Annotated in this window: 22 protein-coding genes and 1 pseudogene; 21 read left to right on the top strand and 2 right to left on the bottom strand. The window is 39.4% G+C overall.

Annotated features, from left to right (window positions below):
* Positions 1-69: 69 nt before the first annotated feature.
* From secA to groL, 6 genes are all read left to right on the top strand, one after another.
* Complete coding sequence (gene secA / locus F8M47_RS10330) at positions 70-2,784, top strand: preprotein translocase subunit SecA (protein WP_150539995.1); 2,715 nt, start codon at positions 70-72, stop codon at positions 2,782-2,784.
* Positions 2,785-2,860: 76 nt separating this feature from the next.
* On the top strand, positions 2,861-4,060 hold the full coding sequence (locus F8M47_RS10325) for a glycosyltransferase family 9 protein (protein ID WP_150539994.1): 1,200 nt from the start codon (positions 2,861-2,863) through the stop codon (positions 4,058-4,060).
* The gene (locus F8M47_RS10320; RefSeq protein WP_150539993.1) at positions 4,053-5,240 is read left to right on the top strand and encodes a glycosyltransferase family 9 protein; all 1,188 of its coding nucleotides are present in this window, start codon (positions 4,053-4,055) and stop codon (positions 5,238-5,240) included. The genes F8M47_RS10325 and F8M47_RS10320 overlap by 8 nt, the downstream gene beginning before the upstream one ends.
* Positions 5,237-5,635: an 8-oxo-dGTP diphosphatase MutT gene (mutT, locus tag F8M47_RS10315; RefSeq protein WP_150539992.1), complete on the top strand. Its 399-nt coding sequence runs from the start codon at positions 5,237-5,239 to the stop codon at positions 5,633-5,635. Before F8M47_RS10320 ends, mutT begins: the two co-directional genes overlap by 4 nt.
* A gap of 183 nt (positions 5,636-5,818) precedes the next feature.
* Positions 5,819-6,109: a co-chaperone GroES gene (locus F8M47_RS10310; protein ID WP_150539991.1), complete on the top strand. Its 291-nt coding sequence runs from the start codon at positions 5,819-5,821 to the stop codon at positions 6,107-6,109.
* A gap of 90 nt (positions 6,110-6,199) precedes the next feature.
* Positions 6,200-7,843, top strand: a complete 1,644-nt coding sequence (gene groL, locus F8M47_RS10305) for a chaperonin GroEL (protein ID WP_150539990.1) — start codon at positions 6,200-6,202, stop codon at positions 7,841-7,843.
* Positions 7,844-8,015: 172 nt separating this feature from the next.
* Here groL and F8M47_RS10300 read toward each other — a convergent pair whose 3' ends face one another.
* Positions 8,016-8,348, bottom strand: coding sequence for a DUF5339 domain-containing protein (locus F8M47_RS10300; protein ID WP_150539989.1), 333 nt, complete (start codon positions 8,346-8,348; stop codon positions 8,016-8,018).
* 457 nt (positions 8,349-8,805) lie between these two features.
* On the opposite strand from F8M47_RS10300, the gene F8M47_RS10295 reads away from it, so the two are divergent.
* From F8M47_RS10295 to F8M47_RS10235, 13 genes are all read left to right on the top strand, one after another.
* Positions 8,806-10,356, top strand: a complete 1,551-nt coding sequence (locus F8M47_RS10295; protein ID WP_150539988.1) for a cytochrome ubiquinol oxidase subunit I — start codon at positions 8,806-8,808, stop codon at positions 10,354-10,356.
* A 12-nt stretch (positions 10,357-10,368) separates the two neighbouring features.
* Positions 10,369-11,505 (top strand): cytochrome d ubiquinol oxidase subunit II, encoded by a 1,137-nt coding sequence (cydB, locus tag F8M47_RS10290; RefSeq protein ID WP_150539987.1) that lies wholly within the window; start codon positions 10,369-10,371, stop codon positions 11,503-11,505.
* Between the two features lie 12 nt (positions 11,506-11,517).
* On the top strand, positions 11,518-11,616 hold the full coding sequence (locus F8M47_RS10285) for a CydX/CbdX family cytochrome bd oxidase small subunit (RefSeq protein ID WP_078237229.1): 99 nt from the start codon (positions 11,518-11,520) through the stop codon (positions 11,614-11,616).
* 9 nt (positions 11,617-11,625) lie between these two features.
* The gene (ybgE, locus tag F8M47_RS10280; protein ID WP_150540050.1) at positions 11,626-11,916 is read left to right on the top strand and encodes a cyd operon protein YbgE; all 291 of its coding nucleotides are present in this window, start codon (positions 11,626-11,628) and stop codon (positions 11,914-11,916) included.
* Between the two features lie 149 nt (positions 11,917-12,065).
* Positions 12,066-12,455 (top strand): tol-pal system-associated acyl-CoA thioesterase, encoded by a 390-nt coding sequence (gene ybgC, locus F8M47_RS10275; protein WP_150539986.1) that lies wholly within the window; start codon positions 12,066-12,068, stop codon positions 12,453-12,455.
* A 36-nt stretch (positions 12,456-12,491) separates the two neighbouring features.
* Complete coding sequence (tolQ, locus tag F8M47_RS10270; RefSeq protein WP_150539985.1) at positions 12,492-13,172, top strand: protein TolQ; 681 nt, start codon at positions 12,492-12,494, stop codon at positions 13,170-13,172.
* Between the two features lie 76 nt (positions 13,173-13,248).
* The gene (gene tolR, locus F8M47_RS10265) at positions 13,249-13,689 is read left to right on the top strand and encodes a colicin uptake protein TolR (RefSeq protein WP_150539984.1); all 441 of its coding nucleotides are present in this window, start codon (positions 13,249-13,251) and stop codon (positions 13,687-13,689) included.
* A gap of 12 nt (positions 13,690-13,701) precedes the next feature.
* Entirely contained in the window at positions 13,702-15,000 is a 1,299-nt protein-coding gene (tolA, locus tag F8M47_RS10260) for a cell envelope integrity protein TolA (RefSeq protein WP_150539983.1), read from the top strand.
* 17 nt (positions 15,001-15,017) lie between these two features.
* Positions 15,018-16,298 carry a Tol-Pal system beta propeller repeat protein TolB gene (tolB, locus tag F8M47_RS10255; RefSeq protein WP_150539982.1) on the top strand — a complete coding sequence of 427 codons (1,281 nt, stop codon included), beginning with the start codon at positions 15,018-15,020 and terminating at the stop codon, positions 16,296-16,298.
* Positions 16,299-16,322: 24 nt separating this feature from the next.
* Positions 16,323-16,784, top strand: a complete 462-nt coding sequence (gene pal / locus F8M47_RS10250) for a peptidoglycan-associated lipoprotein Pal (protein WP_150539981.1) — start codon at positions 16,323-16,325, stop codon at positions 16,782-16,784.
* Positions 16,785-17,089: 305 nt separating this feature from the next.
* Positions 17,090-17,965, top strand: coding sequence for a co-chaperone DjlA (gene djlA / locus F8M47_RS10245; RefSeq protein ID WP_150539980.1), 876 nt, complete (start codon positions 17,090-17,092; stop codon positions 17,963-17,965).
* A 73-nt stretch (positions 17,966-18,038) separates the two neighbouring features.
* Positions 18,039-19,004, top strand: a complete 966-nt coding sequence (gene dusC / locus F8M47_RS10240; protein ID WP_208790052.1) for a tRNA dihydrouridine(16) synthase DusC — start codon at positions 18,039-18,041, stop codon at positions 19,002-19,004.
* Positions 19,005-19,021: 17 nt separating this feature from the next.
* Positions 19,022-20,068: a YcjF family protein gene (locus F8M47_RS10235; protein WP_150539979.1), complete on the top strand. Its 1,047-nt coding sequence runs from the start codon at positions 19,022-19,024 to the stop codon at positions 20,066-20,068.
* 26 nt (positions 20,069-20,094) lie between these two features.
* Here F8M47_RS10235 and F8M47_RS10230 read toward each other — a convergent pair whose 3' ends face one another.
* A complete protein-coding gene (locus F8M47_RS10230) occupies positions 20,095-21,009 on the bottom strand; it encodes an MFS transporter (RefSeq protein ID WP_244298117.1) in 915 nt (304 codons plus the stop codon).
* Between the two features lie 41 nt (positions 21,010-21,050).
* Between F8M47_RS10230 and F8M47_RS10225 the strand changes: the two are divergent.
* Together F8M47_RS10225 and F8M47_RS10220 are read left to right on the top strand one after the other, a co-directional pair.
* A pseudogene (locus F8M47_RS10225) lies at positions 21,051-21,572 on the top strand (lysophospholipid acyltransferase family protein); the annotation flags it as partial.
* Positions 21,572-22,507: a phosphatidate cytidylyltransferase gene (locus F8M47_RS10220; protein ID WP_150539976.1), complete on the top strand. Its 936-nt coding sequence runs from the start codon at positions 21,572-21,574 to the stop codon at positions 22,505-22,507. The pseudogene F8M47_RS10225 and the gene F8M47_RS10220, both read left to right, overlap by 1 nt.
* Positions 22,508-22,517: the final 10 nt, after the last annotated feature.

Raw genomic sequence — 22,517 nt, 5'->3', positions numbered from 1 at the left:
AGATGCCACTTACCCGTTGGAATTTTAGTGACTGGCTTCCTCACACAATAATTCGATTAGGATAAAACAATGATTTCAAAAATTATCACTTCTATTTTCGGTTCAAGTAACGATCGTACTTTAAAGCGTTTAAGAAAGCGTGTTGCGCAAATTAATAAACTTGAACCTGCATTTGAAAAATTAACGGATGCGGAATTACAAGCAAAAACTGCAGAATTTAAACAACGTTTAGCTGACGGTGCAAGTCTTGACAGCTTATTGCATGAAGCCTTTGCCACCGTGCGTGAAGCGAGCCGTCGTGTAATGGGAATGCGTCATTTTGATGTGCAGTTAATCGGCGGTATGGTTTTAACAAACCGTAATATCGCAGAAATGCGTACAGGTGAAGGTAAAACTTTAACTGCAACTTTACCTTGCTATTTAAACGCTTTGACAGGTAAAGGTGTACACGTGGTAACCGTAAATGATTACCTTGCGCGCCGTGATGCGGAAACCAATCGCCCATTATTTGAATTTTTAGGTTTAACCGTGGCGGTAAACGTGCCTGGTTTACCAAATGAAGTCAAACGTGAAGCGTATAAAGCGGATATTACATATTCAACTAACAGTGAATTAGGTTTTGATTATCTGCGTGACAACCTTGCACATGCGAAAGAAGATCGTTTTCAACGTGAATTACACTATGCATTAGTGGATGAGGTAGATTCAATCTTAATTGATGAAGCTCGTACGCCATTAATTATTTCAGGTCCTGCAGAAGATGCAACCCAGATCTACCAAGCGATCGATACCATTATTCCGCACTTGATTCAGCAAGATAAAGAAGATTCGGAAGAATATACAGGCGAAGGTGATTTCACGCTTGATCTTAAGAATAAACAAGCGCATTTAACCGAGCGTGGTATGGTGAAAGTTGAAGGAATTTTAACCGAAATGGGCTTAATGCAAGAAGGCGAAACCCTTTATCACCCAGCGCGTATTGCGTTGTTACACCACGTTTATGCGGCATTGCGAGCGCACAAACTTTTTGAATTAGATGTAGATTACATCGTAAAAGATGGCGAAGTAGTGATCATTGATGAACACACAGGTCGTACAATGGCAGGACGTCGTTGGTCTGACGGTTTACATCAAGCGATTGAAGCAAAAGAAAAAGTGAATATCCAAGGTGAAAACCAAACTGTGGCATCAATCACTTACCAAAACTATTTCCGTTTATATGAAAAATTAGCGGGGATGACAGGTACAGCGGATACTGAAGCTTTCGAATTCCAACAAATTTATGGTTTAGATACCGTGGTGATTCCAACCAATAAACCTGTGATTCGTGATGATCGTACAGATTTAATGTTCAAAAGTGAGCCAGAAAAATTCGCAGCGATTATCAAAGATATTCAAGGCTGTATCGCTCGCCAACAGCCTGTTTTAGTGGGGACAGCATCGGTTGAAAAATCAGAGCTTTTATCGGCTGAATTAACCAAAGCAGGTATTGCGCACAACGTATTAAATGCAAAATTTCACGCACAAGAAGCGGAAATTGTTGCTGAAGCGGGCGCCCCAGGTGCGGTAACCATTGCAACCAATATGGCAGGTCGTGGTACGGATATCGTGTTAGGTGGTAACTGGAAAGCTGAAATTGCGAAGTTAGAGAATCCAACTGAAGAGCAAATTGAAGCGATTAAAGCAGTTTGGAAAGAACGCTATGAAACAGTAATGAAAGCGGGCGGTTTACATATTATTGGTACCGAACGCCATGAATCCCGCCGTATTGATAACCAATTGCGTGGTCGTTCTGGTCGTCAAGGTGATCCAGGTTCATCACGTTTTTACTTGTCTTTAGATGATGCGTTAATGCGTATTTATCTCAACGAAGGTAAATTAAATATGATGCGCAAAGCATTCACCGAAGAAGGCGAGGCGATGGAGTCTAAATTATTGACTAAAGTGATTGCTTCAGCACAAGCGAAAGTAGAAGCGCATAACTTTGATGGACGTAAAAACTTATTGCAATATGACGATGTAGCAAACGAACAACGTAAAGCTATTTACGAACAGCGTAATTACTTGCTTGAAACCGATGATATTTCAGCAATGATCGAAACTATTCGTAGCGATGTATTCAATCGAGTTATTGACCAATTTATCCCGCCACAATCTATTGAAGAAATGTGGGATATTCCAGGTTTAGAAGAAGCGCTAAATCGCCAATTTGGTATGGAGTTACCGATCCAACATTGGTTAGAACAAGAAAATGACTTGCATGAAGAAACATTGCGTGAGCGTATCATTACTCTTGCGAAACAAGAGTATCAAGCCAAAGAAGAAAAAGTGGGGACAGAAGTCATGCGTAATTTTGAGAAAGGCGTGATGCTTCAAAACTTGGATGAGCTTTGGAAAGAACACCTCTCAGCAATGGATTACCTACGCAAAGGGATTCACCTACGTGGTTATGCGCAAAAAGATCCGAAGCAAGAGTATAAAAAAGAATCATTTGAAATGTTCACCAATATGCTCGATGTATTGAAATCTAACGTGATTAGTGTGTTAAGCCGTATCCAAGTGCGTAGTCAAGAAGAAATTGAAGAAGCGCAGCGCCAGCAAGAAGCAATGACACAAGCAGAGGCTGAACAGTATCAACCACAAGCTGAGCAACAATCGCAAACTGTCGAACAGTTAAGCGAAGAGCAATTGGCGAATTTAAATATTAGCCGTAACGATCTTTGCCCTTGTGGTTCTGGCAAAAAATACAAACATTGCCACGGCAGTAAAGCAAGATATGCATAATTAATCCAAGCGGTCGTTTTTTCGAGATTTTTTGCAAATTTCCTGAAAAAATGACCGCTTTGTTTTTCGTCTTACTATGAACTCAAGCCTAATTTCTACTCAACAACGTTCTGAACAAGAGCGTTTCTCCGAGATCTATCAACAACAGCAACAAGCCAATCATCCATTGGAATTATTGGCAGTACTCAAGTTGTATGATGATTTTTTACATGATTTCCCTCAATCTGTATTGGCGTATCACAATCGTTCTGATGTATTAAAACATTTAGGATTTTATGATTTAGCACTAAGGGATGCAGAACAAGCGCTCAAAATTGTTCCTGATTTTGCAATGGCGTGGTGTAACAAAGCTTTTATTCTTAATACGTTAGGGCGCTATCAAGAAGGCTGGCAGGCTTATGAATGGCGCTGGAAAACCGATGTAGAAACCTTTAAAGAAACAGGCTGGCCGATTCCTCGCTGGCAAGGTGAAGATATTGGTCAAGCGAAGTTACTGATTTATGCGGAACAAGGTTTTGGCGATAATATCCAATTTGTACGTTACGCCTTAGAAGCGAAAAAACGTGGCTTAAATATCGTGGTGGTTAATCACCAACCGTTGGAGCATTTGTTAAATGCCAATTTAGCACATCATGGTATTGCCACCTCAAATAATGGCGAGGCGATAAGTGGATTGAAATATTATGTGTCGATGATGAGTTTGCCCTATTATTTCGGCACGACTTTAGACAATATTCCGTATTCGGAAGGCTATCTTTTACCCGAAGCCAATCGATTTTATTACTGGCAACAAAAAATCAACGATGATCATGTCGCAGGTAAACCTCAAATTGGTGTAGTTTGGGCGGGTTCACCAAAGCATCATCGCAATGGTGTGCGAAGCCTGCAATTTGAACAAATTTTATCGTTATTTGAGTTTGATGCAGAATTTCATTGCTTACAAAAAGAAGTGAGTGAAGCGGATTACAAGCGGTCAGATTTGTATAAAAATTTGCATTTTTGGCAACAGGAAATTAAAGATTTTTCTGATACGGCAGCATTGATTGCTCAATTGGATTTAGTGATTACAGTCGATACTTCAGTGGCACATTTAGCCGCTGCAATGGGTAAACCAACTTGGATTTTAATTAGCTATCATCCAGATTTCCGCTGGCTATTAACAAGGGAAGATAGCCCTTGGTATCAAAGCGTACGTTTATTCCGTCAAGGTTTCGACTTTGATTGGCAACCTGTTATTAGCCGCTTACAACAGCAATTGGAGCAATGTTATGGCTGAAATGAGTTTTGAACAATATCTTGCACTGTTAGTTGCGGAGCAAGATAGTGCCTCAAGCCAAATGGAATGGCTAGCCATTCTGAAAAAGTATGATGAGATTATTCGTTTATTACCTGATAAAGCAGTGTTGTACCACAATCGTTGTACTGTATTACAAAACTTGGGACTTTATCAATTAGCTCTTAGAGATGTGAATAGAGCGGTCGAATTAGCCCCTAATTATGCGATTGCATGGTGTAACAAAGCGATGTTGCATAATTTATTAGGTGATTATCAACAGGGTTGGCAAGCGTACGAATGGCGTTGGAAAACGGGACTTGCCACGTTTGAACCGCTAGGGATTGATATTCCTCAGTGGCAAGGACAACAGATTGGTGATGCAAAAATTTTGTTTCATGTAGAACAAGGATTCGGTGATAACATTCAGTTCGTGCGCTATGCGTTGGAAATGAAACGCCGCGGCTTAAATGTAGTGGTGTTAAATCACACAGGGATTGAAAATTTGCTTAACGCTAATTTAGCCCAACATGGGATTGAAACCATGCAAAATGGTGGCAGAATTTCAGGGTTGGCATACCATTTACCGATGTTAAGTGCGCCATTAGTATTCGAAACAAGTCTAGAAAACGTGCCGTATTCAGCAGGGTATTTACAAGCTCAGCCTGAATTTATTGTAAAATGGCAAGCAAAAATGACCGCTTGTCATTCCCAGAAACGTCCTAAAATTGGCGTGGTTTGGGCAGGCTCAGCAAAACATAATCGGAATGCCTCACGTAGCTTGTCTTTTGCGTTATTTGAACAGCTTTTGGCATTAGAGGCGGAGTTTCATTGCTTGCAAAAAGAAGTGAGTGAAGCAGATTACAAGCGGTCAATGTTGTATAAAAATTTGCATTTTTGGCAACACGATCTAGCAGATTTTTCAGACACGGCGGCACTTATTGAACAAATGGATCTGGTGATCAGTGTGGATACTTCGGTCGCACATTTAGCTGCCGCAATGGGCAAGCCAACTTGGATTATGCTTAGTTATCATCCTGATTTTCGTTGGCTACTGAACCGACAAGATAGCCCATGGTATGACAGTGTGAAACTTTTTCGACAAGAGGCTAGTCTTAACTGGCAATCTGTGATAAAAAATATCCAGCAACAATTACAAAAAATACTCAAGGAAAGTACATGAATAAACCGATAATCCAAGTTGCAGCAGGCATTATCCGTAATGAATTTGGACAGATTTATTTAACACAACGGCTTGAAGGCCAAGACTTTGCACAGGCACTCGAATTCCCTGGTGGCAAAGTTGATTCAGGAGAAACCGCAGAAGCAGCGCTAAAACGTGAATTGGAAGAAGAAATTGGTATTCATGTGTTAAGCGCTTTTCCTTATGAATCGTTTAGTTTCGATTATCCGACCAAAGTAATCGAATTCTTCTTTTATTTGGTGGAAGAATGGGTGGGTGAACCATTTGGACGTGAAGGGCAAGAGGGCTTTTGGGTTGCTCAAGCCGATTTAGACGAAAGTGAATTTCCGCCTGCCAATGCACGTTTAATTCAACGTTTAAAATCAGAAGCTTAAGCGCAAGAGCATTTCATTTGAGATACTCTTTTTTATTGGCGAAAATTCCAACGAAAGCGGTTGCTTTTTCACAAAATTTTGCAATATTAGCTTGAAAGGTTGATAATCAGCCCCAATGTTATTCACCGTTGCACGCAATTCTGCGTGCGAAATTTTTGATAGATTCAATAGAAGGAATAGACTATGGCACTTCGTCCATTACACGATAAAGTAATCTTAAAACGTGAAGAAGTAGAAACTAAATCTGCTGGAGGTATTGTTTTAACTGGCTCAGCAGCAACTAAATCAACCCGTGGTAAAGTGATTGCAGTAGGAACAGGCCGTATTTTAGAAAACGGCAGCGTGCAAGCTCTTGCTGTTAAAGTCGGTGATACCGTTATTTTTAATGAAGGTTATGGCGTAAAATCAGAAAAAATTGACGGTGAAGAAGTATTAATTCTTTCTGAAAACGATATTTTAGCGATCGTAGAATAATCGTTGCGACACGGGGTTTCGTGTCCATCCTTAATTTACAGGCGCCAAGTGTGGCGTCCCTACAATACTATTTATAACAGGAATACAAAAATGGCAGCAAAAGATGTTAAATTTGGTAATGATGCTCGTGTAAAAATGCTAAAAGGTGTAAATGTTTTAGCAGATGCAGTAAAAGTAACTTTAGGCCCTAAAGGTCGTAACGTTGTTTTGGATAAAGCATACGGTGCACCAACAATCACAAAAGACGGCGTATCTGTTGCGCGTGAGATCGAACTAGAAGATAAATTCGAAAATATGGGCGCACAAATGGTAAAAGAAGTAGCGTCAAAAGCTAATGATGCTGCGGGTGATGGTACGACAACCGCAACCGTACTTGCACAAGCAATCGTAAACGAAGGTTTAAAGGCCGTTGCAGCAGGTATGAATCCAATGGATTTAAAACGTGGTATAGATAAAGCGGTTGTAGCTGTGGTTGAAGAGTTAAAATCAATTTCTAAGCCATGCGAAACTTCAAAAGAGATCGAACAAGTTGGTACTATTTCGGCAAACTCTGATGAAACTGTGGGCAAATTAATTGCGCAAGCCATGGAAAAAGTGGGTAAAGAAGGTGTAATTACAGTAGAAGACGGCACTGGCTTGGAGGATGCGTTAGATGTGGTTGAAGGTATGCAGTTTGATCGTGGTTACCTTTCTCCATATTTCATCAATAAACCAGAAGCAGGCACTGTTGAGCTAGAAAATCCGTATATTATTTTAGTGGATAAAAAAATCAGCAACATTCGTGAAATTTTACCAGTATTAGAAGCGGTAGCTAAAGCGGGTAAACCACTATTAATCGTAGCAGAAGATATTGAAGGCGAAGCGTTAGCAACGTTAGTGGTAAATACGATGCGTGGTATCGTGAAAGTGACTGCAGTAAAAGCACCAGGTTTTGGTGATCGCCGTAAAGCAATGTTACAAGATATTGCAATCTTAACTGCGGGTACGGTGATTTCTGAAGAAATCGGAATGGAGCTTGAAAAAGCAACACTTGAAGATTTAGGTCAAGCAAAACGTGTGGTCATCACAAAAGATAATACCACCATTATTGATGGTATCGGTGATGAAGCGCAAATCAAAGCACGTGTTGCACAAATTCGTCAGCAAATCGAAGATTCAACCTCAGACTACGATAAAGAAAAATTGCAAGAGCGTGTGGCAAAATTAGCGGGCGGTGTTGCCGTAATTAAAGTGGGGGCGGCAACAGAAGTTGCGATGAAAGAGAAAAAAGATCGTGTTGACGATGCGTTACATGCAACACGTGCAGCAGTGGAAGAAGGTATCGTCCCTGGTGGTGGTGTAGCATTAGTTCGTGCCGCATCTAAAGTGGCTGAAAGCTTAAAAGGCGATAACGAAGAACAAAATGTAGGTATCAAACTTGCTCTACGTGCGATGGAAGCACCACTTCGTCAAATTGTAACAAATGCAGGTGAAGAAGCATCTGTTGTTGCTCGTAATGTAAAAGATGGCAAAGGTAACTACGGGTATAATGCAGGTACAGAACAATACGGCGATATGCTTGAAATGGGTATTTTAGATCCAACTAAAGTAACACGTAGCGCATTACAATTTGCGGCATCAATTGCAGGTTTAATGATTACTACAGAATGTATGATCACAGATCTACCAAAAGATGAAAAATTAGATCCAGCTGCCGCAATGGGCGGTATGGGAGGCATGGGCGGAATGATGTAATTATTCCTTCCGCGCTAGCTTGTGAAAACCTCTAGGGACATATTTGTTTCTAGGGGTTTTTTTATGACATGAGTAGCGGTCGAATTTTGAAAGATTTTTTCAATAAAAAACCGAGCAATTGATTTAAGATTGCTCGGCGATGCTTAATTTTTTGTTTAATTTATCTCGTAGATTAATGCTTTTGTCTCAAGGTATTTAAAGCAGTTAATCCTTTATCACAGCTTTTTTGTTGCATTTCAGCTTCCATCTTCAAAATTTGTTGTCTAGTTGAAGACAGTTTGCTTTTCATTTTAGCAACTTGAGTATGCGTACCAGGCTGTTTTTCGGCATCAGAAACCAGTTTATCCGCTACGCTAAACATTCTTTGGCATTGAGTCGGTAGTTTTTGATTAATAGAAGGTTTTGCCATAGAAAGTGAAGATGTTTTTACACTAGCCATTGCCGTTTGTGATGTAAGAGCCAGAACTAAGCCAGCTAAAGTTGAAGCAAAAATTCTTTTTAACATTATGGTTTTACCTTTTTCAGTTATAGTTAAAAACTATTGTCTAGTATTTAGACTAGATTTCTCTGATTATAACAAAAGGAAAATAAAAGTCATTATTAAATAGTAAAAATTTCGGATCTTTGGGATCATTTTATTTGATGTATATCAAAATGGATATAAAAATACGACCTTAGCTTAAGTTATTAACAATAGAGTTGCTAAATAAAAGTTATGAAAATATAGCAGAAAATAAGTGAGTTTTAACATTAGTTCAAACTTTTCGTAAGAAATGTGATCGATGTAACAAATCGACTATTTTTAATTTACTAAAATCAAGGTAGAATGGAACGTAGATGCTAAAAAAGCAAATACCTATTTTGGGTTATGTGCTTGTTTTAGGTCAAATTTTGTTGGGGTGGTTATTCGTCTTTCGAATAATCTATAAATAAATTTTATTATACTTTATAAGAGGTCTGAGATGTTAGACGTTGTTGAACTCTCGCGTTTGCAGTTTGCTTTAACTGCTCTCTATCACTTCTTATTTGTGCCGTTAACATTAGGTCTTTCTTTTGTTCTTGTAGTAATGGAAACACTTTACGTAACGACAGGAAAAGAAGTTTATAAAGATATGACTAAATTCTGGGGTAAGTTATTTGGTATTAACTTTGCTCTTGGCGTAACAACTGGTATTACAATGGAATTCCAGTTTGGTATGAACTGGTCATATTACTCTCACTATGTGGGTGATATCTTCGGTGCTCCATTAGCTATTGAAGGCTTAATGGCATTCTTCTTAGAGTCAACTTTCATCGGTTTATTTTTCTTTGGTTGGGATCGTTTATCAAAAGGTAAACACTTATTAGCAACTTACTGTGTAGCATTTGGTTCTAACTTCTCTGCATTATGGATTCTTGTTGCCAACGGTTGGATGCAAAACCCAGTAGGTTCTGAATTTAACTTCGAAACCATGCGAATGGAACTTTTAAGTTTCTCTGATTTGGTATTAAATCCAGTAACACAATCTAAATTCTTACATACTGTAACAGCGGGTTATACCTGTGGTGCTGTGTTTGTATTAGGTATTAGTGCTTACTATATCTTAAAAGGTCAGGATCTTGGTTTTGCTAAACGTTCATTCTCTGTAGGTGCAGGCTTTGGTTTAATGGCGATTCTAGCTGTATTAATCATGGGTGATGAATCAGGTTATGAAATTGGTAAAGTACAGCCAACAAAATTAGCTGCAATGGAAGGTGAATTTGAAACTCAACCAGCGCCAGCTGCATGGAATGCATTTGTAATTCCTAATACGGCTGAAATGAAAAATGAATTCTCAATTCATATTCCATATATGGCAGGTATCATTGCAACACGTTCTTTTGATACTGAAATTAAAGGTTTAAAAGATATTCGTGTAATCAATGAACAACGTGTTCGTACAGGTATCCAAGCTTATGCATTACTTGAGAAATTACGTTCAGGTAATTATACAGAAGCAGATAAAGAAGCATTTAAAGCGGTACAAAAAGATTTAGGTTTTGGTTTATTACTTAAACAATATACACCAAATGTTGTTGATGCGACTGAAGAACAAATTCAAAAAGCAGCTGCAGATACTATTCCTAATGTTGGTCCAACATTCTGGGCATTCCGTGCGATGATGGCTTCTGGTGGTTTAATGTTGTTACTTATTGGTTTCGCATTCTTCCAAAATCTTCGCGGTACAGTAGGTAAAAACCGTTTATTCTTAAGAGCAATGTTGTGGGGTATTCCGCTTCCATGGATTGCAATTGAATCAGGCTGGTTCTTAGCTGAATATGGTCGTCAGCCATGGGCGATTTATGAAATGTTACCAACAGGTGTATCTAACTCAGCATTAACGACAACAGATCTTTGGATCTCAATTGGTTTATTATGTGGCTTATATACATTATTCCTTGTTGTTGAAATGTATTTAATGTTCAAATATGGCAAGCTTGGGCCAAGCGCATTAAAGACAGGCCGCTACCATTTTGAGCAATCTGCGAAATAATAGGAGTGAACAATGATCGATTATGAAATTCTCCGCTTTATTTGGTGGATCCTAATTGTTGTATTGTTAATCGGTTTTGCGATTACAGACGGCTTTGATATGGGCGTATTAACATTGCTACCAGTAATTGGTAAAAGCAATGTAGAACGCCGAGTGATGATCAATACGATTGCTCCGCATTGGGATGGTAACCAAGTATGGTTATTAACAGGTGGTGGTGCAATCTTTGCTGCGTGGCCAACAGTTTATGCAACATCATTCTCTGGTTTTTATTTAGCAATGATTTTAGTGCTTGCGGCGTTATTTTTCCGTCCTGTGGGCTTTGAATATCGTGCGAAAATTGATAGTCCAAAATGGCGTAATGCTTGGGACTGGGGATTATTCATTGGTGGTTTCGTTCCGTCTCTGATTTTCGGTGTAGCATTCGGTAATTTATTACAAGGTGTGCCATTTGAATTTAATAGCCTGAACCAAGTTCAATACACAGGTTCATTCTTTGGTTTATTAAATCCATTTGCATTAGTATGTGGTGTAATTAGCTTAATGATGCTAACAACCCAAGGTGCAACATGGTTACAAATGAAAACTACAGGTGATTTACGTAACCGTGCAAGAGCAACAGCACAAGTTACAGCTGCAATTGTATTAGTTGCATTTGTATTAGCTGGTGTTTGGTTATCATTAAAAGATGGTTTCGTGATTACAAGTGATTTAGATCACAATGCACAATCATTCTTAACTAACAAAACCGTAGCTGTTGAAAGTGCTGCATGGTTCAGAAACTTTGCTGAAATGCCCGTATTATGGGTAGTCCCTGCATTAGCAGTAGTAGGCGCATTATTAACAATTGTCGCTTCTAAAGCAAATCGTTCTGGTTTTGCGTTTTTCTCTTCATCAATTATGATTGTTGGTGTGATTGTGACTGCTGCAGTATCAATGTTCCCATTCATTATGCCGTCAATTTCTCATCCTGAAATGAGTTTAACGGTTTGGGATTCAACTGCAAGCCAATATACATTAACAGTAATGTTAGTAGTTGCAGGTATCTTTGTGCCTTCAGTATTAGCTTATACTATTTGGTCGTACATCAAAATGTATGGTCGTTTAGATGCGAAATACTTAGAAGATAACAAAGCAAGTGCATACTAAGGAGATAAACAGATGTTTTATGTAACTTGGGTGTTAGGTGTTTTACTTGCAATTCTTTTTGCAACAGTAATTACGATTAGCATTGAAAAAACAGGTAAATTTGACGAATAGGTTATGAAAATAATACATTCGTTGTATAACGTAACAAGAAAGGGCTGGCTAAAAGCCCTTTCTTTTATCTTAGCCTCTGCAATGTTTGCAATGATTTTAATGAAGTCAGTGCTCTTTGCTCAGTATTTTGGTGGGCATTTTCCTTATTTAGCGATATTAGCTTTCTACGGAATGGCTATTTTATGGGTTCATGGTATTGGCTTTGAAATCAACAGTGCCATTTGGCGTTTGGTCTTTTTGCCTATCACTGGCTATGCAATTGTGATTAGCTCGCTGATTTATTTGATTTCATTAGGATAAGCGTAAGATTTCTTACGCTTTTTTATTAATTTTTTTCGAAAAAATATTTTCATTTCCCTATTGCACAACCATTTTTCTCTCTCTAAAATAGCACGCAATTTACGCCTAATTTTTGGGCGTTTTTCATTTTGACGAATATTGGAATGTAAATGAATTTCCCGATCAGAGTTTATTATGAAGATACGGATGCTGGCGGTGTGGTTTACCATGCTAATTACATCTGTTTTTTTGAGCGCGCACGAACAGAATATTTACGTCAAGTAGGTTTCTCTCAGCAACAACTGTTGGCAGGCTCGTTTGCTTTTGTCGTAAAGAAATTAGAAATTGATTATAAAATTCCTGCTCGTTTAGATGATTTACTCAGGGTTGAAACAATCGTGACTGAGTTAAAAAAAGCAACGATTGTATTTCAGCAACAATTGTGGCGTGATGATATTTGTTTAAGTGAAGCAAAAGTCACCGTTGCCAGTGTTGATCTAATAAAAATGAAGCCTGTGGCAATTCCTGATGAGATTCGTCGGGCACTACAAGCGGTCTAATTTTTTAAACAAATAACTTATTCGGAGTTCTATTAAATGGAAACTGATTTTAACCTTGTTTCGCTGTTTATGCAGGCAAGTATCGTAGTTAAGATTGTTATTTTAATCTTAATTACTTTCTCTATTTTATCTTGGGCTGTCATCATTCAACGTAGCCGTGTTTTAACTTCTGCGAAGAAAAATGCTTTAGCATTTGAAAATAAATTCTGGTCTGGTGAAGATTTACATCGCTTACATGAAGGCTTAGAAAATCGCCGTGACGGCTTAACAGGTTCAGAACAAATTTTCTACGCAGGCTTTAAAGAGTATATGCGTTTACAACAAGTAAACCCAGATGCACCAGAAGCCACCATGAAAGGTTCTAGCCGAGCAATGAACTTAGCGTTAAACCGTGAAGTCGAAAATTTAGAAAGCTATATTCCATTTTTAGGTACAGTAGGTTCAATTAGTCCATATATCGGCTTATTTGGAACGGTATGGGGTATCATGCACTCATTTATGGGGTTAAGCGCAGTTAAACAAGCAACATTACAATCAGTTGCACCAGGTATTGCAGAAGCACTTATTGCAACAGCGATTGGTTTATTTGCTGCAATTCCAGCAGTAATGGCGTACAACCGTTTAAGCTTACGTGTAAATAAGTTAGAACAAGATTATGCTAACTTTATTGACGAATTTACGACGATCTTACACCGCCAAGCCTTTACTAAAAAATAATCGAATTGTAAAAAAATGACGAGATCTGACCGCTTGTGGGTCAGATTTTTTATTCACTAATGTATAAGAGGAAAATATGTCTTACCGTCGTAAACGTAATGACATTAAATCTGAAATCAATATTGTTCCATTTTTGGACGTATTGCTTGTACTATTGCTTATCTTTATGGCAACAGCCCCTGTGATCAGTCAGAGTGTTGAAGTTAATTTACCTGAAGATAAACATAGTCAATCGGTATCTAATGAAGATAAAACACCAGTTATTTTGCAAGTAGCCGATGTTGGTTTGTATAAATTAAAAATTGACGGCAACTTTGTTCAAAGTAGCAATGGACAAGAGGATCTTGGTGAACAAGAAGTTGTAGCTTATGCAAGTGAAGCATTCCAAAAAGATCCGAATACGCTTTTCCTAGTAGCTGCAGAAAAAAATATTCCTTATGAAGAAGTCATTAAAGGTATTGTACTTTTAAAAGATGCAGGTATTAAAAATGCTGGGTTAATGACCCAAGGCAAATAATAAGGATAACGTGTGAAATCTAAAAACGACAGATTAGAACTGGCGGTTATAGTTTCAATCCTATTACATGCATTGTTGATTGGATTGCTTTTACTCGGTTCGCTCTTTACTAAAACGACGCTGGAAGAAGCAGCTGGCGGTAGTGGCGGCACAGGTGAAGAGTTTGAAGCAGTAATGGTTGATACTGGGCAGGTTGCTGCTGAGTATGGACGATTAAAATCGGATAAAAAAGGCAGTGTAGAACCAAAGGTTGCGGAAAAAGAAACACCAAAACCGGTGGAAGAAGTAGTAGAGGAAGAACCTACAGCTCAAGAAGTTGCTGAAGAACAAGCTAAAGAGCAGCAACGTGTTGCAATGATTGAAGAACAGAAAAAACAAGAAGAGCAACGTAAAGAGGAACAACGCCAAAAAGCAGAGCAACAACGTCAGCAAGAACTGGCGAAACAAGAGCAGCTTAAAAAAGAGCAAGCTGAAGAAGCTACGCGTAAGAAAGCCGCAGAAGCAGCCCGATTGAAAGCTGAAGCAGAAGCTAAAAACTTAGAAGCAGCCGCAAAAGCCGCTGAAGAAGAGAAAAAAGCAAAAGAAGCGCAGAAAAAAGCTGAACAACAGAAAAAGCTAGAAGAGCAAAAGCAGGCGGAAAAAGAAGCGAAATTAAAAGCTGAAAAGGAAGCTAAAGAAAAAGCTGAAAAAGAGGCTAAAGAAAAAGCTGAAAAAGAAGCGAAACTAAAATCGGAAAAAGAAGCCAAAGCTAAAGCAGACAAAGAAGCAAAAGAAAAAGCTGAAAAAGAAACGAAGCTAAAAGCAGAGAAAGAAGCTAAGGCTAAAGCTGAGAAAGAGGCAAAAGCTAAAGCCGCTGCTGAAGCGAAAGCTAAAGCGGATGCTGCTGCCAAAGCTACTCAAGCTAAAAACAATAAAGCCCTTGATGATTTCTTAAATGGTGGTGATATTGGTGGTGGTTCTAGTGGCGGTGGAAATAAAAATGTTGCAGGTTCACAAGGCAATGGCAATGCTAAAGGTATTGGTAACGGGAAAGGTGTAGCAGATACAGGCTATGCCCAGTTAATTAAGAAAAAATTAGCTCGTACTTACCGTGTTGATCCAAGTTTTAGTGGACGTGAATGCCAAGTAAGAATCTCTATCGATCCTGCTGGGAATATTACAGGTCACCAAGTGTTATCTGGCCCTGATGATATTTGCCGAGCAGCGGTTACGGCAATCACGGCAGCAAGAAATGTTCCAAGAGCTCCAAATGAAGAGACTTATAATAAATATAAATCTCCGATCATTAAATTTGGCTTAAAAGTTTTATAACAACCAAGAGGTTAAAAATGAAATTTAAATCTCGTTTTACGAGTATTATCAGCGTAATCACGCTGTTTTTTAGCAATGCAGTTATTGCTGAATCAGATGTTGTGATTTCAGTTGATGAAGGCGTGAGTATGGCACAACCAATTGCGGTTGTTCCATTTAAAGCAAATGGTGGTGTTCCTGCGGATGTTGGACAAATCATTTCAGACGATTTACGTAACAGTGGTAAATTTACCCCTGTTGAGCGAGCGAAACAGCCTGCTCAACCAGGTTCTGTAGCAGAAGTAAATTCTCAACAATGGACAGATATTGGAGTCGATACCATTGTTGTTGGTCAAGTAACACCAACAGGTGGTGGCTATAATGTGGCTTATCAATTAGTGGATACATTAAGCAACCCAGCAGCAGTACTTGCACAAGGTTCATTTAATGTACCAGCGGCACAGATCCGTCAAGGCGCTCACACGGTAAGTGATCAAGTGTTTGAAAAAATTACACAAATTCGTGGTGCGTTCAGAACAAAAATTGCGTATGTTGTCCAACGTGGTGTATCATCTTATGAATTACGTGTATCAGATTACGATGGTTATAACGCATTTACGGTGGTAAAAAGTAAAGAGCCGTTAATGTCGCCAGAATGGTCCCCAGATGGTAGCCGTTTAGCTTACGTAACTTTTGAAAACAAAAAAGCACAAGTTGTTGTGCATGATTTACGTTCAGGTTCTCGTCGTGTAGTGGCTGCATTACGTGGTCATAATGGCGCACCAGCATTTTCTCCAGATGGCTCTCGTATTGCATTTGCATCAAATCAAGACGGTGAGTTAGATATTTATGTAGTAAATGCTAGTGGCGGTAAGCCTTTTAAATTAACTGCAAATGCAGGCAATAATACAGAACCAAGTTGGTCTCCAGATGGTAATACAATCTACTTCACGTCAGACCGAGCAGGTTCTCCACAAGTGTATAGAATGAGTTCATCAGGTGGTGGTGCAAGTCCAATGGGCGGGCGCGGTAGCTATAATGCTAAAGTATCATCTGATGGTAAGAGTTTAATCATGATTGCTGGTGATAAAGTTGTGAAACGCGATCTCGCTTCGGGTGGCACAGAAGTATTGAGTTCAACGTTCTTAGACGAAAGTCCAAGTATTTCACCGAATGGTATTATGGTTATTTATAGCTCTACCAAAGGTACGAGCAAAGTGCTACAATTGGTGTCCGCAGATGGCCGTTTCAAAGCTAACTTGCCGGGAGCAGGTGGACAATTTAAGTTTCCTGCTTGGTCACCGTATTTGACTAAATAATAAAATTCTTTTTAGGAGCAACAAATGAAAAAACTAGCTAAAGTATTGATGATTGCGGCACCAGCATTCGTATTAGCAGCTTGCAGCAGCTCATCAGACAACGCTAACGCAAATGCAAATGCTAACGCAGCAGCTCAATTCGGTGGTATGACTGCTGAAGACTTACAAACTCGTTACAACACTGTATACTTCGGTTTCGATAGCTATGCAGTTGAAGGTGAGTACCAACAACTTTTAGATGCACACGCTGCATACTTAACATCTTCAAATGGTAAAGTAACAGTTGCTGGTCACGCTGACGAACGTGGTACTCCAGAGTACAACATCGCATTAGGTCAACGTCGTGCAGATGCAGTTAAAAACTATTTAGCAACTAAAGGTGCTAACCAAGTTTCAACTGTTTCTTACGGTGAAGAAAAACCAGCTGTGTTAGGTCACACTGAAGCTGACTACGCTAAAAACCGTCGTGCAGTATTAGAATACTAATTTGTAATCTAATTACTCAAGACAAAAAATAAAGCCCTGATTTTCAGGGCTTTATTTGTTTATAAGCGGTCGAATTTTGCATCAATTTTACAAATTGAAATAAACATATTTTATTTGAGCGATACGCTTTGTTCTTGATCTGTCTCCCATAATAACCTCTCTTTGTTTGAGAGGTGTACTCGAAAGGCGTATAGGAACAGTATTGTATGATAAGCAATATGCAACAAAGATTTAATTCTATTTTCAGTATTTTAGGCTAAAATAGACTGATACTATATTCGTCTGGCAATAAACAAGGATAACAAATGCAATTTATCGGAAAAATTATTGGATTCTTCTTAGGCTATCAACTTTTTCATGGCCTTTTTGGTGGATTATTAGGTGCTTTTATTGGGCATCTTGCGGACAAAAAACTTTATGAGTTAGGTTCAGTTCGTTCAACACTGTTTGGTAAGAATCTTACTCGTCAGTTACTTTTTACTCAAACAACATTTGCAGTATTAGGTCATATTGCTAAAGCAAAAGGCAGAGTAACCGAAGATGATATCCATTTAGCACGCCAACTGATGAGTCGCCTTAAATTAGATGCGAATGCACAACAACTCGCACAGCAAGCTTTTACTTTAGGTAAAGATGCTGATTTTCCTCTTCGCCAAGTTATTCAAGAATTTCGTGAGGCTTGTGGTCAGCGTGCAGATTTATTACGCTTTTTTGTGGAAGTGCAAATGCAAGCGGCTTTACAAGATGGGCAATTAGATGCAAATGAACAGCAAATTCTGTTTACCATTGCAGAAACGATGGGGATGAGTCGTTTCCAATTCGAACAAATGATTGCAATGGTGATGGCAGCGCAACAATTTAGAACGGGCGGCGGTTTTTACCAAGAGCAATATCATCAACAAAGTGGTACTTATCAGCAAGCTCAAGGTGGTTATGGAAACTATCGCCAAACTAATAGCAGTGCGCCAAGTATTGATGCAGCTTATAAAGTATTAGGTGTTACGGCAGCGGACGATCAAACGGCAGTAAAACGTGCTTATCGTAAATTGATGAATGAACATCATCCTGATAAATTAGCAGCAAAAGGTTTACCTGATGAGATGATGGAGCTGGCAAAAGAAAAAGCGCAACAAATTCAAGCCGCTTATGATTTAATTTGTAAGGTAAAAGGCTGGAAATAATATTAATATGGTAAGCGGTCATTTTTCGTAAAACTTTTGCAAAAATTGACCGCTTTGTTTTTGCTGAATAAAAATGATGAATAAAACTCCAAAAGTTATTTTAGCGCCAATGCAAGGCGTGTTGGATCCTTTTGTGCGCAAATTACTGACTGCTGTGAATGATTATGATCTGTGTATTTCTGAATTTGTGCGAGTAGTGGATCAAAAATTACCAAAGAAAGCCTTTTATCGATTAGCACCAGAGTTATTACAAAATGGTTTTACCGAGTCAGGTACGCCTGTTCGCATTCAGTTATTAGGGCAACATCCAGAATGGCTGGCGGAAAATGCACAGTTGGCGATTGAGTTAGGATCACATGGTGTTGATTTAAACTGTGGCTGTCCTTCTAAAACAGTAAACGGCAGTAATGGTGGTGCATCGTTGCTTAAAGATCCTGACTTAATCTATCGCGCGACCAAAGCAATGCGTGAGGCTGTTCCTGCAGAGCATATAGTATCGGTAAAAGTGCGTTTAGGTTGGGATGATGCCAGCCAATGTTTCGAAATTGCTGATGCGGTGGTTCAAGGCGGGGCAAATGAAATTACTGTGCACGGACGTACTAAACAAGATGGTTATCGCGCAGAGCGTATCAATTGGCAGGCGATTGGTGAGATCCAAAAACGGCTTACGATACCCGTGATTGCTAACGGGGAAATTTGGGATTTTGAATCAGCAAAAAATTGTCAAAATATCACCGCTTGTTCACGCCTAATGATTGGACGAGGAGCGTTAAATACACCTAATTTGAGCCGAGTAGTGAAATTTAATCATCCTAAAATGGTGTGGCAGGAAGTATTACAGCTACTTTTTCAGTATGTGAATATGGAAAATGAACACGATTCGGGCTTTTATCACGTTGCACGAATTAAACAATGGTTACATTATTTAGATAAAGAATATCCCGAAGCACTCGAATTGTTCCAAATTCTGAAAACCGAACACGGCTATGAAGGTCTAAAGGTTCATATTGAACGAGCGATTCAAGGCGCTAATGGCTAAATTATTAAGAGAAAAAAATGCAGAAACAAATATTTAGTGAGCAAGAAATCACAACAGAACAGCAATTTATTGCTAAACAAGAGTTTGAAGCCTCTGCCGAAACGCAAATTGAAGAGGAATATCAGGCAGTTGAAGCAGAGCTAATTGTTGAAGAAAGCCTCAAACCATCACGTTTTTGGGTGAGAGTATTACTCTTTGGATTCATGCTATTTGGAGTGGCGATAATTGCCCAAAGTGTGCAATGGTTGATTGATACTTTTCAAGCCCACCAATGGATTTATTTTGCCTTCGCTATTGCATTTGCTTTAATCAGTTTAACTGGCGTGGTAGCCATTATTGGGGAATGGCGTAAACTAGTTTTTTTACGCCAACATCAACAACAGCAACAAGTAAGCGAACAATTACTTTTAGAAGAACTTTCCACAACAAGCGGTCAAAAAGCGGTAACATTTTGCAATGAAATTATTGCTAATTTAAAAAATGTACCGAGTGTGCAACGTTCGCAACAACATTGGCAGAACCAGTTAGATGAAGCTTATAACGCCAAGGAAGTGCTTTATTTATTTAGTGAGACAGTGCTTACACCACTGGATAAACAGGTGAAAAAACTGATTTCTAAAAGTGGGACAGAAAATGCGCTGATTGTAGCGGTAAGTCCGCTGGCATTGGTTGATGTGTTAATGGTGGCATGGCGAAATATTGCTTTGGTCAACAAAATTAGCAAAACCTACGGCATGCAGCTGGGGTATTTCAGCCGACTAAAATTATTCAAAATGGTATTAACGAATATGGTGTTCGCTGGTGCAACGGAAGTGGTAAGCGATGTGGGGATGGAATTTTTCTCGCAAAATCTTACAGCAAAACTTTCACTGCGTGCGGCACAAGGTATTGGCATTGGGCTATTAACTGCTAGACTTGGGGTGAAAGCAATGGAGTTTTGCCGTCCTGTTGCTTTCCAAGCGGGCGAAAAACCAAAACTTTCTGCCATTCGCCAAGAGCTACTTGCTTCAGTAAAAAGTACGATTTTTGCGAAAACAGAGCAAAAAGAAGCAGAAAAAGTTTAAAAAAAGCCCCTATTGGGGCTTTTTTACTATTCTTCGGTAATTTCTTTTCTTACCGCAAAATAGCACCATAAGGTGAATACACTGCTTACAAAAATAGCAATGGCACTCGAAACAAAAATATCCCCAATGCCCACCAATGGTGAAATAATCGCCCCAAATACGAATACTACAAAGCCGATTAATGCTGAAGCACTGCCAGCGCATTCTTTCTCGGCACTCATTGCGAGTGTAGAAAGTGCGGGAAGCATTAAGCCGAGGGTTAATAATTGCACGAAGAAACCGAGCTCAAGCAACCATACATTGATTTGAGTGAATAGTGCGAATGCCACATAAATTGAGCTGATGATCACACCAAATACGCCTAATTTCACCGCTAAACCATTTACTAAACGTCCGCCGATATTTGAACCGATCACCAAGGCTGCGCCGTTTGCCGCAAAACACAAACTAAAAGCGAAGCTGCTTAAGCCGTAAAACGCTTGGAAGATAAAAGGGGAAGCGGCGATATAGGCGAACATTCCCGCAAAACCGAAGGATTCGATTAACACATAAAGCATAAAAATTCGATTTTTCAATACTTTAAACAATGTGCCAAAAGAGGCGAACACTGGTGTAGTGATGCGTTTATAGGGCTCAAGGGATTCATAAAATCGAAAACAGCCTAACATCACCAATACGCCGATAATGGCAAGTAACACAAACATTCCGCGCCAGTCGGTAAATTCCAACATTAAGCTACCTACGATTGGCGAGATAATCGGGGCAAGTCCGTTAATGGTCATCAATGCGCCGAAAAAGCGTGTCATTTCACGCCCTACGTAGAGATCTGCCACTACGGCACGAGAAATCACCACGCTACCAGCTGAAGAAAAACCTTGCACCAAACGCAATGCAATCAAGGTTTCAATATTCGGCGAGAATAAAATCAGCACCGTGCTCACAATATACACCGCAAGGGAAATAATTAACGGTATTTTGCGACCGTATTTATTATGCAAATCACACCAGCCACGCCGATTTTATGTTGCTGTGGATTTCAATGCCTTATGAAGTACGTCAATCTTTACGCCCAGTTGCGGGGGCGGATTATTGGAATAAAGGCAAAATTCGCCGTTTTTTGGCACATAATGTGTTTAATATGTTGTTGATTGAACGCAATGGTGAAAATCCACAACTCGCAATCGATCAAATGAGTGAGGCATTAGAAACTCATTCGTTGATTATTTTCCCTGAAGGTACACGTAAAACCGATGACGATATTCCGCTGCAACCCTTTCGCAAGGGGCTGTATTATTTAGCCAAACAAAATCCAGCCTTGCCAATGCGCCCGATTTGGATTGCTAACATTAATCACGTGCTGCCGAAAGGGCATTTTTTGCCTGTGCCATTATTATGTGAATTGTATTTAGGCGAAGCAGAATATTATCAACAAGAAGAAAAGGCGGAATTTTTACATAAAATGGAACAAGCCTTACTCGCACTTAATCCAAAAGGGGGCGCATAATGACATTCACTATTTTTAGCCTATTTTTAGGGCTGTTAGCCGTATTATTTGTTGCCTCAAGCATTACTTACATTTTGAAAACGGTGGTGGCTAAAAAGCAACCGCACGCCGTGATTGACAATTTAACCGATCGCATCAATGCGTGGTGGGTGATGATTTTAATTATCTTCTGCTTTGTATTTTTGGGCAAAAGTGCGGTGATTTTATTGTTCTTTTTGATTTCCTTCGCAGCGTTGCGTGAGTTTCTCTCATTAATTTATATCAGACGTGGCGATCATATTGCTTTAGTTGCCTGTTTTTATGTGGTGCTACCGCTGCAATATCTGCTAATTTGGCTTGATTGGTACACAATGTGGACGATTTTTATCCCTGTTTACAGCTTTTTATTGTTGCCAATTTTAGCTTCGCTTTCAGGCGATATTTCCCACTTTTTATCTCGCTCAACCAAAATGCAATGGGCGTTGATGATTAGCGTATTCTGTATTTCGCATATCCCAGCATTGCTTTCGTTAGAGATTGAAGGCTTTGAAGGTGGCGGTATTTTGCTGATGTTGTTCTTAATTTTAATCGTACAATCAAGCGATGTATTGCAATATGTGTGGGGCAAACTTTTTGGCAAACGCAAAATCGCCCCAACACTTTCGCCCTCTAAAACTGTGGTGGGTTTTGTCGGTGGCGTATTAAGTGCTAGCCTACTGGCAATGAGTTTATATTGGCTCACGCCATTTACCCCGTGGCAAGCCTTTGCGGTGGGCTTAGTGATTTGCTTAATGGGCTTTTTAGGTGGGCTAGTGATGTCGGCAATCAAGCGTGATTTACAAGTTAAAGACTGGGGTAATATTATCAGCGGACACGGTGGAATGCTTGATAGAATGGATTCACTCTGTTTCTCCGCCCCGATTTTCTTCCATATTGTGCGGTATTTTTGGGCGTAGGAAGCCTTAA

This window comes from Actinobacillus vicugnae (assembly GCF_901687125.1).
In the GTDB taxonomy this organism is placed as follows: Bacteria; Pseudomonadota; Gammaproteobacteria; order Enterobacterales; family Pasteurellaceae; genus Actinobacillus; species Actinobacillus vicugnae.
Note: the sequence above shows the minus strand (reverse complement) of the source record. Positions and strands in the feature narration are given on the sequence as shown.

Coding starts and splice junctions, on each gene's coding strand:
- secA (WP_150539995.1), top strand. CDS start 70: ATGATTTCAAAAATTATCACTTCTATTTTCGGTTCAAGTAACGATCGT.
- F8M47_RS10325 (WP_150539994.1), top strand. CDS start 2,861: ATGAACTCAAGCCTAATTTCTACTCAACAACGTTCTGAACAAGAGCGT.
- F8M47_RS10320 (WP_150539993.1), top strand. CDS start 4,053: ATGGCTGAAATGAGTTTTGAACAATATCTTGCACTGTTAGTTGCGGAG.
- mutT (WP_150539992.1), top strand. CDS start 5,237: ATGAATAAACCGATAATCCAAGTTGCAGCAGGCATTATCCGTAATGAA.
- F8M47_RS10310 (WP_150539991.1), top strand. CDS start 5,819: ATGGCACTTCGTCCATTACACGATAAAGTAATCTTAAAACGTGAAGAA.
- groL (WP_150539990.1), top strand. CDS start 6,200: ATGGCAGCAAAAGATGTTAAATTTGGTAATGATGCTCGTGTAAAAATG.
- F8M47_RS10300 (WP_150539989.1), bottom strand. CDS start 8,348: ATGTTAAAAAGAATTTTTGCTTCAACTTTAGCTGGCTTAGTTCTGGCT.
- F8M47_RS10295 (WP_150539988.1), top strand. CDS start 8,806: ATGTTAGACGTTGTTGAACTCTCGCGTTTGCAGTTTGCTTTAACTGCT.
- cydB (WP_150539987.1), top strand. CDS start 10,369: ATGATCGATTATGAAATTCTCCGCTTTATTTGGTGGATCCTAATTGTT.
- F8M47_RS10285 (WP_078237229.1), top strand. CDS start 11,518: ATGTTTTATGTAACTTGGGTGTTAGGTGTTTTACTTGCAATTCTTTTT.
- ybgC (WP_150539986.1), top strand. CDS start 12,066: ATGAATTTCCCGATCAGAGTTTATTATGAAGATACGGATGCTGGCGGT.
- tolQ (WP_150539985.1), top strand. CDS start 12,492: ATGGAAACTGATTTTAACCTTGTTTCGCTGTTTATGCAGGCAAGTATC.
- tolR (WP_150539984.1), top strand. CDS start 13,249: ATGTCTTACCGTCGTAAACGTAATGACATTAAATCTGAAATCAATATT.
- tolB (WP_150539982.1), top strand. CDS start 15,018: ATGAAATTTAAATCTCGTTTTACGAGTATTATCAGCGTAATCACGCTG.
- pal (WP_150539981.1), top strand. CDS start 16,323: ATGAAAAAACTAGCTAAAGTATTGATGATTGCGGCACCAGCATTCGTA.
- djlA (WP_150539980.1), top strand. CDS start 17,090: ATGCAATTTATCGGAAAAATTATTGGATTCTTCTTAGGCTATCAACTT.
- dusC (WP_208790052.1), top strand. CDS start 18,039: ATGATGAATAAAACTCCAAAAGTTATTTTAGCGCCAATGCAAGGCGTG.
- F8M47_RS10235 (WP_150539979.1), top strand. CDS start 19,022: ATGCAGAAACAAATATTTAGTGAGCAAGAAATCACAACAGAACAGCAA.
- F8M47_RS10220 (WP_150539976.1), top strand. CDS start 21,572: ATGACATTCACTATTTTTAGCCTATTTTTAGGGCTGTTAGCCGTATTA.